Genomic DNA, 15,488 nt, shown 5'->3' on the forward strand with positions numbered 1-15,488 from the left:
TGGCATCACAAGGTGGAACTGCCCCGGTTCGCTCTACAAATTTTCTCTACTTTACGAAAGTGGTAAGCAGGAAAGACCAGTGCGCACACCGAAGCGGGGGATTGTTGATTGCGCATAAAGGGCAGCTCAGTTTTTGCCGGTTCATCATTGAGCTGTTGAATCGCAAGGAAAAGTCTGCTATAATCTCATTGCAGAGATAAAAACACAGGGCGGTTGGTAGTCCGCCCGCGGGCCGCGCTCCCGTCAGTAGCCTTCCCTCCCGGGTCGTCCCTTCTCTGACGCCAAATCAGGGAGGAAATTGAATATGGATCGGAATTTTAGCAGCTTAACCCTGCTCTTCCAGGAGCCCTTCTGGGTTGGAATTGCCGAGCGGTGGGACGAGACGGGCTACTCGGCGGCCAGGGTCGTCTTTGGCGCCCAGCCCACAGAGCCTCAGCTCTACGAGTGGCTGGAGAAGGAGTGGCACAGGCTAAAGTTCAGTCCGGCGCAGGAGGGGGAGCGTCTCGCCGTCCAGCGGAAGAATCCCAAGCGGGAGCGGCGGGAGAACCGTGCCGCAACCCGGCCCAGCGGCGTCAGCACCAAGGCTCAGCAGGCGCTCAGTCTCCAGCGGGAGCAGGAGGGGCAGGCGCGCAAAATCAAAAGCCGCCAGGCCAAGTTGGAGGAGGCAGAGCGGAAGTTTCTCTTGCGCCAACAGAAAAAGCGCGACAAAAAGCGGGGCAGGTAAAAACCTGTCCCGCTGTGGTTTAAGGAGCGGCTGCAAAATGCCTCCCCAGAGCAGTCCGCACATCCCGGAGGACTCCTCCGCGACCGGACGGAGGGGCGGACTGCCGGGGGAAAGCTGTTTAGATGACCCCGGCCAGCACCAGGGCGAAGGTGACGAAAGTGGCCAGCAGGGCCAGAGAGAAGAGCAGGAAGCCCAGGCTGAACTTTTTGCCCTCTGTCCCGCTCTGGGAGGGGGGCACCAGTCCGGAGGCCCGCAGGGCGGTGACCACGGGCTTGTACAGCAGCAGGGTAGCGGCCATATTCATGCCGCCCTTGGCCAGGTTGAAGGGGAAGAACAGGGTGGGCAGCATTGCGGCCACGGTGGACCTGGGGATCAGCTCGCCGGAGGTGCCGGTCATGTACAGGGGGGTGATGAGGTAGTTCCACAGCAGCATTACTACCACCATGACCACCAGACCCAGCCCCAGGCCAATGACGGCCCCCTGCTTGGTGCGCTTTCTCTGGTAGAACCAGGAGGCGGTGCAGCAGAAGGAGGCGGTGCCCAGGGCGTTCATCAAAAAGCCCCAGGGGCCGGTGTGGCTGAAGGTGAGCATCTCGATGAAGGAGGACATCACGGCGATGATGGCGGCGGCCATGGGCCCGAAGGTGAAGCCGCCAATGCACACGACTACGTGTTTGAAGTCAAAGTCCAGGAACATGACGGGGGGCATCAGCTTGGACATCCAGGCGATGATCACCGAGACGCCGGTGAGCATAGCCAAGCTGGTGATGGTCTTGGTGTCCATCTTGGAACGGGCGGGGGTTGCGGTTACGGTGGGTGAGGACATAAAAAACACTCCTTTTTTGAATTTGACCGCTGAAAGACCATGTCTTCCAGGTGTCAAAACAAACAAGGAGCTGTGCTTGCGCGCGCAAAAACGGCGCGTGTATGTTTTACACACATCTTCTTCCATCCGGACTGTAACCGTTGGTCTCGGAGTTTCACCGAATCAGCAAACATTTGCGCGTTTGGTCGCGGACTGTACCGCCAGTGGGGAATTTCGCCCCGCCCTGAAGACATCGTATCCAGTTGTCTGCCCTATTATACGACAGTTGGAGGGAAAATGCAACCCCCAATTTTCGTCTCTGGGCAGATTGTGGACAATTTGAAAAAATTTGACTTACCCTCTATGCAAACGGTAAAAAATATATTAAAATAGGGAACAAGAAAAAGGACGGGAGTGGTTTCATTGGAACAGCCAAAATATAAGCGGGTACTGTTAAAGATCAGCGGCGAGGCCCTGGCGGGAGAGGCGTCCCGGGGGCTGGACTTTCAGGTGATTGGAAGTGTGTGCGACGTTATCAAGCGGTGTGTGGCTCAGGGCGTCCAGGTGGGCGTTGTGGTGGGCGGCGGCAACTTCTGGCGCGGCCTGAAGGACGGCGGAGACGCCATGGAGCGGGTCCGGGCCGACCACATGGGGATGCTGGCCACCGCCATCAACGCCCTGGCCGTGGCCGACGTGCTGGAGCAGAAGGGGGTCGAGGTCCGGGTCCAGACCGCCATTGTGATGCAGGCAATGGCCGAGCCCTACATCCGGTCCAAGGCCATCCGCCATCTGGAGAAGGGCCGTGTGGTCATCTTTGGCTGCGGCACAGGCAATCCCTTCTTCTCCACTGATACCGCCGCTGTGCTGCGGGCTGCGGAGATTGACGCCGACGTGATCCTGCTGGCCAAGAACATCGACGGGGTCTACTCCGCCGACCCCAAGAAGGACCCCAACGCCAAGAAATACAGCAAGATCTCCTATGACGAGGTGCTGGCCCAGCATCTGGCTGTGATGGATACCACCGCCACCTCTCTGTCCATGGACAACAAGATCCCTGTCCTTCTCTTTGCCCTGAAGGATCCGGAGAACATTTACCGGGTCGTCATGGGCGAGGAGATTGGCACCATAGTAGATTTTTGAGAAAGGAAGAATTGATATGAGCCCCGAGATTAAGAGCTATGACGAGAAAATGCTGAAGACCATCGAGGTGGTCAAGTCTAACTTTGCTGCTGTCCGGGCGGGCCGGGCCAACGCCGGCGTGCTGGACCGGATCACTGTGGAGTACTACGGCGCCCCCACCCCTTTGAATCAGGTGGCCAACATCGGCTCCCCCGACCCCCGCACCCTGACCATTCAGCCCTACGATATGTCTCTGCTGAAAGCCATTGAGAAGGCTATCCAGACCTCCGACCTGGGCATCAATCCCCAGAACGACGGCCGGGTGATCCGTCTGGCTTTCCCCCAGCTCACCGAGGAGCGCCGCAAGGACCTGACCAAACAGGTGCGCAAGTACGGCGAGGAGGGCAAGGTGGCCCTGCGCAACATCCGCCGGGACGCCATGGACGATATCAAGAAGAAGACCAAAAAGTCTGAGCTCACCGAGGACGACCAGAAGAAGCTGGAGAAGGAGCTCCAGGACATGACCGACAAGCGGTGCAAGGACATTGACGAGCTCACCGCTAAGAAGGAAAAGGAGCTTATGGCAGTGTAACCACAGAACAGCGGGCCGGTGTTCTCACCGGCCCGTTTCCCGGCATAGAAACATCAAAAAGGAGCGACCGTGATGGCCCTCTTCTCAAAAAAACCGGCAGTGCAGACCGAGGTGGACTTTACCCGCCTGCCCAAACACATCGCCATTATCATGGATGGCAACGGACGCTGGGCAAAAAAGCGCGGCCTGCCCCGCACCGCCGGCCACGCCGCAGGGGCGGAGACCTTCCGCACCATCGCTACCTACTGCAAGGAGATTGGCATCGACTATCTCACCGTCTACGCCTTTTCCACCGAGAACTGGAAGCGGCCGGAGGTGGAGGTGTCCGCTATTATGGGGCTTTTGAAAAAGTACCTGCTAGAGGCCATTGGGCAGATGGAGCGGGACCGGGTGAAGATGGAGTTTTTCGGCGACCTGTCCCCGCTGACCTCAGAGCTGCGGGAGCTGTGTGAGCGCACCCGGGAGATTTCCCGGCACTACGAAGGCTGTCAGGTGAATATCTGCCTGAATTACGGGGGCCGGGATGAGCTGGTCCGGGCGGCCCGGGCCTTTGCCCTGGACTGCGTGGAGGGCAGAACCGACCCCAACCACCTGAGTCAGGAGCAGTTCGGCGGCTATTTGTTCTCCAGGGGGGTCCCCGATCCGGACCTGGTCATCCGGCCCAGCGGAGAGCTGCGGCTGTCCAATTTCCTGCTGTGGCAGAGCGCCTATGCGGAGTTTTATTTCACCGATGTGCTGTGGCCTGACTTCTCCAAGGAGGAGCTGCACCGGGCCATTGCAGCCTATCAAAGCCGTAACCGCCGGTTTGGAGGTGTGTGAGTTGGCAACAAGAATTATTGTGGGCCTTGCCTTGGGACCGGCTTTCCTGGCGGCGCTGTTTTTTCTGCCGCCCATGGCTCTGGCGGCGCTGGTGGCCGTGATTGCGGCGGCGGCCTCTTACGAGCTGCTGCGGGCGACCAAGGTGGCCCACCATAATGGTATGTACATTTTTACCGCCCTGGCCGCCGTCCTGATCCCTCTGGGCCACGGCCTGGGCTATGGCAGCTGGACCGCCCGGGCGGCGGCGATTCTGCTGATGGCTGCGCTGTTCATTCCCGCTCTGGGCCGATACGGTACCCCGAGCGAGATTCGGTTTGAGCATATTATTGTGTGTCTTTTCGGCGGTATTGGGATTTCTCTGTTTTTGTCCGCTCTGGTCCAGCTGAAGCGGTTTGAAAACGGGCAGTTCTACGTGCTTCTGCCCGTGGTCTGCGCCTTTACCACCGATATTGGAGCCTATTTTTTCGGCGTGTTTCTGGGGAAACATCGGGGCATCACTCAGGTCAGCCCCAATAAGTCCCTGGAGGGCTACCTGGGCGGCATTCTGTCCGGGTGCCTGTTTATGCTGGTATACGGCGTGCTGGTGCGGGAACTGGGCGGTATTGCGGTGCAGCTGCCCGTGATGGCCCTCTATGGATTGCTGGGCAGCGCCATTACCGAGCTGGGCGATTTGTCCTTCTCCCTGATTAAGCGCCAGTGCGGCGTGAAAGATTACGGCAATCTCCTGCCCGGCCACGGCGGCATGATGGACCGCTTCGACTCCACCACCTTCGCCGCCCCTATGCTGCTGCTGCTGGTGGAGCTGCTTCCGGCCTTCTAACTATACCACTTCTGTTTTTGTCCTCGCCGGACGGGCCTTCTTTTCTTTGTAAAGAAAAGAAGCAAAAGAAACTTTTCCCTGTGGGCGGGGGATTGGCCCTGGGAGCGCCATCTTCTACCCACAATTTTAAGTAGAATTAGTGCCAGCCAGTCAATCCCCACCGGCTTCGCCTCCGCCCCTTTTCAAAGGGGCCAGGCTGCCTGCGGGCGGGACGAGGGATGGGCCCTGCGAAGCAGGGCCTCACAAGCGGCGAAGCCGCTTGCCCCCTTTGGAAAGGGGGTGCCCGAGCGAAGCGAGGGCGGGGGATTGTCCCTAAGAGCGTCATCTTCTACTCCCAATTTTAAGTAGAAGCAGTGTCTGCAAATTAATCGTCACCGCTTCGCAGGACATGAGCACGTTAAATTGGCGAAGCAATTTCAACCCTCCAGTCCCCAAGCGGAAAGTACCTCTTGACGCAGACTCAATCCGAAGCGATAATAGGCATTGGCATAGAGAGCGAGGTACCAGGTGAGAGTTTCGTCGAAGGCGTCGAATTGTGCGGGACCCAACTGAGCCCGAAGCTGTTCTGCTGCTGCTTCGTATGCCTGTTCTGCCTCTTGGAACTCGGGCAGCTGTTTGCAGAATTTGCAGACCTCTTCTGGGAGATAGGGATTGTCCACGAATAATATTTTGAGAATATCTTTCATAGTGGTCCACCTTTCACGTGTCATTTAGTGTCACCTCTATTATAGGTGTAATTTTGTGTCATGTCAAGTGCCTGGAGGTAATTATGGCAAATTTTTCTGAGAGGGTCCGAGCATTGCGGGAAGCGCGCGGTTTAAAACAGACTGAGATGGCGGAAATTTGTGGTGTCAAAGTACGTAGCTATCAACGCTATGAACACGGAGATAGCTACCCCGAGGTCCCTGGTCTGGTCTTCCTGGCGGACTACTTCGGGGTCAGTCTGGACTATCTGATGGGCCGCAAGGACGAACGGGAGTAAAAGGGAACAATGGCAACTTTTGGAGAGCGGATGAAAGAACTTCGGAAAGAACGCGGGCTGAAACAGCGAGAAATGGCAGAAATCTGCGGATTAAAGGTGAGAAGCTATCAGCAATATGAATATGCTGAGAACTATCCAACGGTCCCCGGTCTGGTCTTCCTGGCGGACTACTTCGGGGTCAGCTTGGACTATCTGATGGGCCGCAAGGACGAACAGGAGTAAGAGGAAACAATGGCAACTTTTGCTGAACGTGTAAGAGAACTGCGTCTGGAACGAGGCTTGAAACAGACAGAGATGGCGGAAATCTGTGGTTTGAAAGTACGCAGTTATCAATATTATGAACATGGAGATGGCTATCCCGAAGTTCCCGGTCTGGTCTTCCTGGCGGACTACTTCGGGGTCAGTCTGGACTATCTGATGGGCCGCAAAGACGAGCGGGAATAATGAGAGGAAGCGCGTTATGAGTCAAAGGGTTACAATATTGGGTTCTACCGGTTCCATTGGGCGGCAGTCATTAGAGGTGATTGCCGCCTGCGGCATGGAGGCAGCTGCGCTGGCGGCCAATTCCAGCGTAAAGCTGATGGAGGAGCAGGCCCGGCGGTTTAAGCCTGCCATTGCGGCGCTGGCAGATGAAAAGGCCGCCGCCGATCTGCGGGTCCGGCTGGCGGACACCAACGTTCAGGTGCTCAGCGGCCTGGAGGGCGTGCTGGAGGTGGCCGTCATCCCCGACGCGGACACCGCCATTGCCGCGCTGGTGGGCATGGCGGGGCTGCGGCCCACGCTGGCCTCCATCCGGGAGGGCAAGCGGGTCTGTCTGGCCAACAAGGAGACTCTGGTGTGCGCCGGGCCCCTTGTTTTGGAGGAGGCCAAGGACTACGGCGCGAAGATCTACCCCGTGGACTCGGAGCACTCCGCCCTCTTCCAGTGTCTGGAGGCCAACCGGGACCGGGGGGAGGTCAAGCGGCTGATCCTCACCTGCTCCGGTGGTCCCTTCTATGGCAGAAAACGGGAGGGGCTGGCCGGCGTCACTGTGGAGGACGCTCTGCGCCACCCCAACTGGTCCATGGGGGCCAAAATCACCGTGGACTCCGCGACCCTGATGAACAAGGGGCTGGAGGTGATTGAGGCCATGCACCTATACCATATGCCGGCGGAGAAAATTTCCGTGGTAGTCCATCGGGAGAGTATCATTCACTCCCTGGTGGAATACTGTGATAATGCCATGATTGCCCAGCTGGGCGCCCCCGATATGCGCCTGCCTATCCAGTACGCCCTGACGTACCCCAAGCGGGTTCCAGGACCTTCCAGTCCGCTGGATCTGTGGAACTGCGGCCCTCTCACCTTTGGCGCGCCCGATTTGGAGGCGTTCCCCTGTCTGGCCCTGGCCTTGGAGGCCGCCAAAACCGGCGGGACTGCAGGGGCCATCCTCAACGGAGCCAACGAGGTGGCGGTGAGCCAGTTCCTGAGGGGGAAACTGGGTTTCCTGGAAATTGCCGGCAAGGTGGAGCGGGCTCTGTCCCAGGTGAAGGTGGTCCAGGAGCCCTCCCTTACCGACATTTTGGAGGCGGATCAGGCCGCCCGGGAGCTTGTAGGGTCAATTTAAAACTGGGCGGACGCCCATAGGAATCTGTTTGGAGGCACGCTATGCTCTATATTATCGTTGCGATTCTGATTTTTGGAATTTTGGTGGCGACCCACGAGCTGGGTCACTTTGCCGCCGCTAAGCTGTTGGGGGTCAAGGTGGAGGAATTTTCCGTGGGAATGGGTCCGGCCCTGTTTCAGCGCAAGGGCAAGGAGACCTATTACAGTCTGCGCCTGCTGCCCATCGGCGGCTACTGCGCCATGGAGGGGGAGGATGAGTACTCCGACGATCCTCGAGCCTTCGGGCAGGCGGCCTGGTGGAAGAAGATTATCATTCTGGTGGCGGGGGCCGGCATGAACTTCCTCACCGGTCTTATCATCATCGGCGTCCTCTATACCCCCGCCGCCGGCTTTCGGGTCGACGTCTACGGCGGCCCCATTGAGGGCTACCAAACCGAGGACTGCGGCCTGCTGCCTGGGGACCGTTTTTTGTCGGTGGATGGACACAGGGTCCTGGTCTACGGCAATGCCCGCTTCTTTCTGAACCGGGCGGGGGAGACCCTGGACTTTGTGGTGGAACGGGACGGGCAGCGGGTCGTGCTGAAGGATGTCCACCTGCCCTATCAGGAGCGCACAGACGAGGAGGGCAACTTCACCCGTCTGCGGGGGATCAGCCTGGGGGCTGCGGCGGACAAAGCAACCCTCTTTAATAAGCTGGCCTACACCTGGCGGACGGCCATTGATTTCGTCCGTACAACTTGGATCAGCCTGGGCGACCTGGTCACCGGGGCGGTGGGGCTGCGGGACTTGTCCGGTCCGGTGGGCATCGTCAATATCATGGGCGAGGTGGGTAGCCATTCCCCCACTCTGGCGGATGCGGCCTGGAACCTGAGCTATCTGTCGGCCATCATTGCGGTCAATTTGGCGGTGATGAATCTGCTGCCTCTGCCTGCTCTGGACGGCGGACGGATCTTCTTTCTAATCATCAACGCCCTGCTTTACGGCCTGCTCCGGAAGGAGATCGATCCCGAGTATGAGGGCTATGTCCATCTGGCTGGTCTGGCCGCCCTCATGTGCCTGATGGTGGTGGTGACCCTCAGCGATGTGGGCAAGCTGTTTGGGAGGTAGGTATGACAAGACAGATCAAGGTGGGCGGCGTCCTCATTGGCGGGGGCGCGCCCATTACCATTCAGTCCATGACCAACACCCCCACCCAGGATACGGCGGCCACTCTGGAGCAGATCCGGAAGCTGGCCGCCGCCGGGTGCCAGATTGTCCGGGTTGCGGTGCCCCACATGGAGGCTGCCCGGGCGGTGGGGAAAATCAAGGAAAACAGCCCCATTCCCGTGGTGGTGGATATCCATTTTGATTACAAGCTGGCCCTGGAGGCTGTCGCTGCCGGGGCGGACAAGGTGCGCATCAACCCGGGGAATATCGGAGGGGAGGACCGGGTGAAGGCGGTGGCGGACGCCTGCCGTCAGAAAAATATCCCCATCCGCATTGGGGTCAACGGCGGCTCCCTGGAAAAATCTATTTTGGCCAAATACGGAGCGGTGTGCCCCGAGGCCATGGTGGAGTCCGCCTTCGGCCATATCCGCCTGCTGGAGAAGTTCGATTTTACAGATATCTGCGTCTCCCTCAAATCCTCCAGCGTACCCATTACCATGCGGGCCTGCCAGCTGATGGCCCAGCGGGGGGACTACCCCTTACATATTGGGGTCACTGAGGCGGGCACCCTGCGTATGGGGACGCTGAAATCCGCCGTGGGAGTGGGCGGTCTGCTGGCGCTGGGCATTGGGGATACCATGCGGGTGTCCCTGTCCGCCGACCCGGTGGAGGAGATTTACGCCGCCCGGGAGATTTTAAAGGCCGCCGGCATTCACCGGGAGGGGCCTGAGCTGGTATCCTGCCCCACCTGCGGCCGGACCCGCATCGACCTGATTGCCCTGGCCAATGAGGTGGAGGAGCGCTTGAAGCAGGTGGATAAGCCCATCACCGTGGCGGTCATGGGCTGCGCCGTCAACGGCCCCGGGGAGGCCGCCGCAGCTGACTGTGGAATTGCGGGGGGAATCGGCGAGGGCCTGCTGTTCCAGAAGGGGGAGATCATCAAGAAGGTCCCCCAGGAGCGGCTGGTGGACGAGCTGTTCACTCTAATTGAGACATTATAAATTATTATCAAGTAAAATACAATATTATACTTGGCAAGATTACAATATATGTGGTAAGATACTCCTATCTTAGAAAGGGGCTGATATTATGCGGATTTCGATTCAGGGTCTGGAACAGGCATTCCGCCAGGATTTTGCCAAAAAGTACCGTCGCTTTGGAGGATTTATGGATTCCGGTCCGCTCTGGGAGGAATTTTGTCAGGTGTTAGGGAACAGAGAGCTGCTGTCACACATTCTGTTTTGCAACGACGTGATGCAGATTCCTCCAGTGCGCACCCACCTGATGATTTCCAAATCCCGGGGTGGGGCGGCGGCCAGCCGGAAGCTGAACGTCCGGGAGAAACAGGAACTTGGGGCGGCCTACGGCTTTCTGTTCAAAGAGGTGTTTCACTACCCGCGGCAGGAGAGCGTGTCTTGTGTGATCAACACGCTGAAGACAGCCACCCGCTACGAGCAGGATGAAGCACAGCCACTGGAACTGACAAAAGGGGAGTGTGAGCGGTGACCAAGGAACAGGAGATTATGGATTATTTGCACCGCAATGTTTTTGATCCGATTCTGGCCTCACCAAAGGCGTCCGAAAAGGTGAAGAAGGGGGTCAGGCTGACGATAGCCCGGATGAGCCGTCTGGATGCGGCGAGGATGCGTCAGTATTACTGGTCCGCGGTGTGCCAGTCGGAGAATGCCTTTGCGTTTGCCGAATTACTCAAGGCGGAGCAGATGCCCCGGTTGGAGGACGTACTGGAAGATTTTCGCCGGCGTTTTAACGACGATTGGTTGCGCCGGCCCTGAGACAGGAGGGAGGTGAGTGTATGCTTGCGTACGGCCATGACTGGGACAGCCAGAACCAGCTGCCCCAGACCCTGCGGGAAGTGAGCCTGGACTGTTCCCGGGAGGAACTGGACCTGCTCATCGAATTTTTGCAGGGAGTGCGGGCGGAGTCCGCGGGGGGAGAGCTGGACAGTATGTCCCACTGGCACTTTCGGGATTGGAACCCGGCCTGGACAGAGAAGCATTCGGACTTGATTATCTGGCTGGGAGACCACACTTGGACAAAGGAGATTGACTGAATGTCCCAAAAAATACCATTTTTACAGATGTTTTCCGCTCTGCGCCAATGGACCGAGCTGACCAACGGCGTAGAGCGGTGGGTGATTGTATCCGCCGCCGTTGACAGGTCCAGCCGCAGCGCCAAAATTGTGGTGGAGGGGGCGGCAGGGGCGGGGCCCAACCTGATCGCCCAGGCGGAGGAGGCCCTGTGTCTGGTCTACCAGCTGAAAAGCGTCTGGATTGAGGCGGCGGAGCCCACCGCGCAGGAGGAGCCCAAGAAGGTAAACGAAGATAAAAATTCGGTTGACGACTCGGTTGATAATTTTGCTGCTGAACCCGGGAAACCCCTGGAGGACAAGGCCTGCGGGGATACTGTACCGAAGAGAGAAAATGAAAACTCGAAACCGGAATCGGTTGACGATGCCTTTGCTCGCACCGAGGCCCTCCGGGCAAAGCGGCTTCAGAGCGTCAAACGGGCGGCCCCCTCCGTCAAGGCGGAGAAAAAGCCCCAGGGCAAGGCCATCTTCGGCAAGCTCATCACCAAGGCCGCTGTCCCCATTGGGGAACTGGAGCTGGATATGGGTACCGTGGTGGTGGAGGGGGACGTCTTCGCCGTAGACAACAGGGAGTTGAAAAAACGGGGCGCCTGGGTGGTGGCCTTTGATATGACCGACTACACCGGCTCCATCCGAATCAACCGCTTTTTCGCCGGGGACGAGGGCAAGCCGCTGGTGGACGGCATTAAGAAGGGGCTGCACGTCAAGGTCCAGGGCCGGCTGAACATGGACCGCTTCTACGGTGACATGGTGCTGGAGCCGGTGGCCGTGACCCTAGGCGAGAAGAAAATGCGCCAGGACACCGCACCGGAGAAACGGGTTGAGCTCCACCTGCACACCAGTCTGTCCACCATGGACGCTCTCACCGCTGTGGGACCCAAGCTGGGGCCGGACCGGAACGTGGTCAAGCGAGCGGAGGCCTGGGGCCACCCGGCCATTGCCATCACCGACCACGGCGTAGCCCAGGCTTTCCCGGAGGCGTGGCACTCCGCCAAAAATATTAAAATCCTCTACGGCGTGGAGGCCTATTTCATCAACGACCTGGACGACCGAGTGGCAGTCCACGGCGAATCGGAGGCCAATTTCTCGGATGAGATTGTCTGCTTCGACATTGAAACCACCGGCCTGAACCGAAAGTATGAGGTCATTATCGAGATAGGCGCGGTGGTGCTGAAAAACGGGGAAATCACCGACCGGTTCAACACCTTTGTCTCTCCTGGGCGGATGCTCAGCCCCCAAATCACCCAGCTCACCGGCATTACTGACCAGATGCTGGAGGGAGCACCCTCTCAAAAGGAGGCGCTGCGCGCGTTTTTAGAGTTCGCGGGGGATCGCCCTCTGGCCGCCCACAACGCCGATTTTGATATGGGCTTTATAGCCGCCGGCTGCGAGAAATATAAGCTCCCCTTCCACAATCCCTCGGTGGACAGCCTGATCCTGGCCCAGAACCTGCTGCCCGAGCTGGGCCGGTACAAGCTGGATATTGTGGCGGAGTACCTGCACCTGCCCGCCTTCAACCACCACCGGGCCAGCGACGACGCCGCCACCGTGGCCTATATGCTGCCCCACTTCTTCCAGGAGCTGGAGTCTGCCGGACTGGAGAAGCTCTCACAGATCAACCCCTATATGCTTCAGCTGAGGGGGAAGGGGAAGGTGAAGCGGCGGCCCAAGCACCTGATTGTGCTGGCCAAGAATCAGACCGGCCTGCGCAATCTGTACAAGTTGGTGTCCCTGGCCCATCTGGAGCACTTCAAGCGCTATCCCATCATGCCAAAGTCCCTGATTAACGAGAACCGGGAGGGGCTGATTATCGGCTCCGCCTGCGAGGCGGGAGAGCTGTTTCAGGCTCTGGCGGACGGCCGGAGCTGGGAGGAGCTGAAGCGTATCGCCTCCTGGTATGACTACCTGGAGATCCAGCCCATCTGCAACAATATGTTTATGGTGCGCAAGGGGGAGAAAGCCAAGACGGAATCCGACCTGCGGGACTTCAACCGGGCTATTGTCCGCCTGGGGGAGGAGCTGGGCAAGCCGGTGTGCGCCACCGGGGACGTCCATTTCCTGGACCCGGAGGACGAGATTTACCGGCACATCCTTCTGGCCTCCAAGGGCTTTGAGGACGCGGACGAGCCCCTGCCCATCTACTTCAAGACCACGGACGAAATGCTCAAGGAATTTTCCTACCTGGGCAAAGAGAAGGCCCACGAGGTGGTGGTGAAGAATACCAACCTGATTGCCAGTTGGTGCGACCCGATCGAGCCTCTGCCCAAGGGGCTGTTTGCGCCCAAGCTGGAGGACTCCGACGGGGAGCTAAAGCGGCTGGTGTGGGGAAAGGCCCATGAGCTCTATGGGGAGAATCCGCCCCAGATTGTGGTGGACCGCATCGAGGCGGAGCTGGGGGACATTATCCGCTGCAAATACGACGTGATTTATATGTCCGCCCAGAAGTTGGTGCAGAACTCCCTGGAGCACGGTTATCTGGTGGGCTCCCGGGGGTCGGTGGGGTCGTCGCTGGTGGCCTTCATGTCGGGGATCACCGAGGTGAACTCCCTGCCCGCCCACTACCGCTGTCCAAACTGCAAGCACACCGACTTCGACTATGCCCAGGACCCGGAACACCCCTATGGCTGCGGCGCGGATATGCCCGATGCGGTCTGCCCGGTGTGTGGGACCAGGTATGTGAAGGACGGCTTCAACATCCCCTTTGAGACCTTCCTGGGCTTCGGCGGCGACAAGGTGCCCGATATCGACCTGAACTTCTCCGGGGAGTACCAGTCCAGCGCCCACAGGTATACCTTTGAGCTCTTCGGCCAGACCCACGTCTTCCGGGCGGGGACCATCGGCACAGTGGCAGAGAAGACCGCCTTTGGCTATGTGAAAAAGTATCTGGCGGAGCGGGGGCTCACCGCCTCCAAGGCGGAGGAAAACCGGCTGGCCATTGGCTGTACCGGCGTGAAGCGGACCACCGGCCAGCACCCCGGAGGCATGGTGGTCATCCCTCAGGACAAGGAGATTTACGATTTTTGCCCTGTCCAGCACCCCGCCGACGACCCGGACAGCGACATTATCACCACTCACTTTGAATACCACTCCATGGAGTCCAACCTGCTGAAGCTGGATATGCTGGGACACGATGACCCCACCATGATCCGGATGCTGGAGGATCTGACCGGTGTCAACGCCCGGGAGATCCCCCTGGACGACCCGGACACCATGTCCCTGTTCTCCTCCTCCAAGGCGCTGGGCTATGAGGATGACAAGGTGTTGGGCCCCACCGGCGGCACCGCCATCCCCGAGTTCGGCACCTCCTTTGTCCGGGGGATGCTGGAGGAGACCCAGCCCAACCAGTTTGATATTCTGGTGCGGTTGTCCGGCTTCTCCCACGGCACCGACGTGTGGCTGGGCAACGCCCGGGACCTGATTTTGTCCGGCACCGCCAAGGTCAACCAGGCCATCGGCTGTCGGGACGATATTATGCTCTTCCTGATCTCCAAGGGGATGGACCCCAAGCGGTCCTTCAAGATCATGGAGGCGGTGCGAAAGGGGCGGGGTCTGCCCGAGGGGGCGGAGGACGAGATGAAGGCCGCCGGTGTGCCGGACTGGTATATCGGCTCCTGCAAGAAGATTGCCTATCTCTTCCCCAAGGCCCATGCCGTGGCCTACGTGATGATGGCCTTCCGCATTGCCTGGTTTAAGGTCCACCGGCCCCTGGCCTTCTACGCCGCCTATTTCTCCATCCGCGCCAAAGCCTTTGACGAGGCCTTTATGTGCCGGGGTATGGAGGTGTGCCGGAAGAAGATGCGGGAGATTGTGGCCAAGGACAAGGATGCCTCCCAGGTGGAGAAGGACATGCTCACCACCCTGGAGGTGTGTTATGAGTTCTATTTGAGGGGCTATCAGTTTGAACGGATGGATATCTACCGGTCCAAGGCCATTCACTTCACCATGGACGAGGAGCGGGGGACCCTGCGCCCGCCATTTGTCTCGGTAGCGGGCCTGGGGGAGACCGCGGCCATCTCTCTGGAGGAGCAGAGCGCGGGGAAGGAGTTTATCTCCATCGAGGAGGTGTCCGCCGCCTGTCCCAAGGTGTCCAAGACCCATATCGAGTTGCTGAAGGATGCGGGGGCCTTCGGAAATCTGCCCGAGACCAGCCAGATGGATCTGTTTTCCATGTTTGGATAGGGGCCGGCAGAACAGAATAGGCTGAGCATAGACGTTATATTGCCGCCGTCACCTTCGGTGACGGCGGCTTGTGATGAAATGGTCTGTTTTTAGAAGAACACGATTGCATGATACAGGTAGAGTTTGCAGAGATTTGGATGGGATTGCTCTGTAGAGAAATTCGAAATGGGTCTGAACCCATTCTGATTGTCTACCCTAGAGTGACTATTCTGCTTCTGTTGTAGAAAACTGATAAATCAGCGCCTCTAACACTTTGCTGCCCTGGTTCATAGCTTCGATGGTAATATGTTCCTGGGGGCTGTGGTAGGCCCAGCCGCCGATTCCCAGGTGTGGGCAGGGCAGGCCGCGAAAGCTCAATCGAGTGCTGCGGGTTCCGCCGCGAGTTATAGATGTTTTTGGTGTGACCCTCGCTAAGATACAGGCGTTCTGAGCTTTGGTGATTAAATACGGATGCCGGGCCAATATAGTCTTAATATTATGATAGCCCTCTGCAAAAGATAGAGACGGTGTCCTGCCCATAGCGGTGGTTCAGAATCGCCTCGCAGCGCTGGAGCGTTCGTTTTCTCCGCGCCATGCCATCTGCATCTTATGAT

Annotated in this window: 17 protein-coding genes and 1 riboswitch; of the genes, 15 read left to right on the plus strand and 2 right to left on the minus strand. The window is 58.7% G+C overall.

The features are described from left to right. Positions 1-304 precede the first annotated feature (304 nt). Positions 305-724, plus strand: a complete 420-nt coding sequence (locus D1646_RS08245; RefSeq protein ID WP_160636002.1) for a YjdF family protein — start codon at positions 305-307, stop codon at positions 722-724. Positions 725-842: 118 nt separating this feature from the next. On the opposite strand, the gene D1646_RS08250 is transcribed toward D1646_RS08245, so the two are convergent. Beyond that, the gene (locus D1646_RS08250) at positions 843-1,550 is read right to left on the minus strand and encodes an ECF transporter S component (RefSeq protein ID WP_201754601.1); all 708 of its coding nucleotides are present in this window, start codon (positions 1,548-1,550) and stop codon (positions 843-845) included. 110 nt (positions 1,551-1,660) lie between these two features. Then, a riboswitch (FMN riboswitch) is annotated at positions 1,661-1,785 on the minus strand. Positions 1,786-1,952: 167 nt separating this feature from the next. Between D1646_RS08250 and pyrH the strand changes: the two genes are divergently transcribed. The 4 genes from pyrH (at position 1,953) to D1646_RS08270 (ending at position 4,879) form a co-directional block, all read left to right on the plus strand. Further along, positions 1,953-2,669 carry a UMP kinase gene (gene pyrH / locus D1646_RS08255; RefSeq protein WP_160636003.1) on the plus strand — a complete coding sequence of 239 codons (717 nt, stop codon included), beginning with the start codon at positions 1,953-1,955 and terminating at the stop codon, positions 2,667-2,669. A gap of 16 nt (positions 2,670-2,685) precedes the next feature. After that, positions 2,686-3,240: a ribosome recycling factor gene (gene frr, locus D1646_RS08260; RefSeq protein WP_160636004.1), complete on the plus strand. Its 555-nt coding sequence runs from the start codon at positions 2,686-2,688 to the stop codon at positions 3,238-3,240. 72 nt (positions 3,241-3,312) lie between these two features. Then, entirely contained in the window at positions 3,313-4,059 is a 747-nt protein-coding gene (locus tag D1646_RS08265; protein ID WP_160636005.1) for an isoprenyl transferase, read from the plus strand. A gap of 1 nt (position 4,060) precedes the next feature. Then, complete coding sequence (locus D1646_RS08270; protein WP_160636006.1) at positions 4,061-4,879, plus strand: phosphatidate cytidylyltransferase; 819 nt, start codon at positions 4,061-4,063, stop codon at positions 4,877-4,879. A 416-nt stretch (positions 4,880-5,295) separates the two neighbouring features. Here the strand turns inward: D1646_RS08270 and D1646_RS08275 are convergent, their stop codons facing one another. Beyond that, positions 5,296-5,565, minus strand: coding sequence for a hypothetical protein (locus D1646_RS08275; protein ID WP_160636007.1), 270 nt, complete (start codon positions 5,563-5,565; stop codon positions 5,296-5,298). A gap of 83 nt (positions 5,566-5,648) precedes the next feature. Here D1646_RS08275 and D1646_RS08280 point away from each other — a divergent pair, with 83 nt between their 5' ends. From D1646_RS08280 to D1646_RS08325, 10 genes are all read left to right on the plus strand, one after another. Then, entirely contained in the window at positions 5,649-5,861 is a 213-nt protein-coding gene (locus D1646_RS08280) for a helix-turn-helix transcriptional regulator (protein ID WP_160636008.1), read from the plus strand. A 9-nt stretch (positions 5,862-5,870) separates the two neighbouring features. Beyond that, positions 5,871-6,083, plus strand: a complete 213-nt coding sequence (locus tag D1646_RS08285) for a helix-turn-helix transcriptional regulator (protein WP_160636009.1) — start codon at positions 5,871-5,873, stop codon at positions 6,081-6,083. 9 nt (positions 6,084-6,092) lie between these two features. Beyond that, positions 6,093-6,305 carry a helix-turn-helix transcriptional regulator gene (locus tag D1646_RS08290; RefSeq protein ID WP_160636010.1) on the plus strand — a complete coding sequence of 71 codons (213 nt, stop codon included), beginning with the start codon at positions 6,093-6,095 and terminating at the stop codon, positions 6,303-6,305. Positions 6,306-6,321: 16 nt separating this feature from the next. Further along, the gene (locus tag D1646_RS08295; protein WP_160636011.1) at positions 6,322-7,464 is read left to right on the plus strand and encodes a 1-deoxy-D-xylulose-5-phosphate reductoisomerase; all 1,143 of its coding nucleotides are present in this window, start codon (positions 6,322-6,324) and stop codon (positions 7,462-7,464) included. A gap of 41 nt (positions 7,465-7,505) precedes the next feature. Further along, entirely contained in the window at positions 7,506-8,570 is a 1,065-nt protein-coding gene (locus D1646_RS08300; protein ID WP_160636012.1) for a site-2 protease family protein, read from the plus strand. Positions 8,571-8,572: 2 nt separating this feature from the next. Beyond that, positions 8,573-9,610, plus strand: coding sequence for a flavodoxin-dependent (E)-4-hydroxy-3-methylbut-2-enyl-diphosphate synthase (gene ispG, locus D1646_RS08305; protein ID WP_160636013.1), 1,038 nt, complete (start codon positions 8,573-8,575; stop codon positions 9,608-9,610). A gap of 88 nt (positions 9,611-9,698) precedes the next feature. Further along, positions 9,699-10,115: a hypothetical protein gene (locus D1646_RS08310; protein ID WP_160636014.1), complete on the plus strand. Its 417-nt coding sequence runs from the start codon at positions 9,699-9,701 to the stop codon at positions 10,113-10,115. Next, positions 10,112-10,402, plus strand: coding sequence for a hypothetical protein (locus D1646_RS08315; RefSeq protein WP_201754602.1), 291 nt, complete (start codon positions 10,112-10,114; stop codon positions 10,400-10,402). The genes D1646_RS08310 and D1646_RS08315 overlap by 4 nt, the downstream gene beginning before the upstream one ends. 20 nt (positions 10,403-10,422) lie before the next feature. Next, on the plus strand, positions 10,423-10,680 hold the full coding sequence (locus tag D1646_RS08320; protein WP_160636015.1) for a hypothetical protein: 258 nt from the start codon (positions 10,423-10,425) through the stop codon (positions 10,678-10,680). After that, positions 10,681-14,895, plus strand: coding sequence for a PolC-type DNA polymerase III (locus D1646_RS08325; RefSeq protein ID WP_160636016.1), 4,215 nt, complete (start codon positions 10,681-10,683; stop codon positions 14,893-14,895). Positions 14,896-15,488 lie beyond the last annotated feature (593 nt).

This window comes from Pseudoflavonifractor sp. 60, from assembly GCF_009911645.1.
Lineage (GTDB): Bacteria > Bacillota > Clostridia > Oscillospirales > Oscillospiraceae > Lawsonibacter.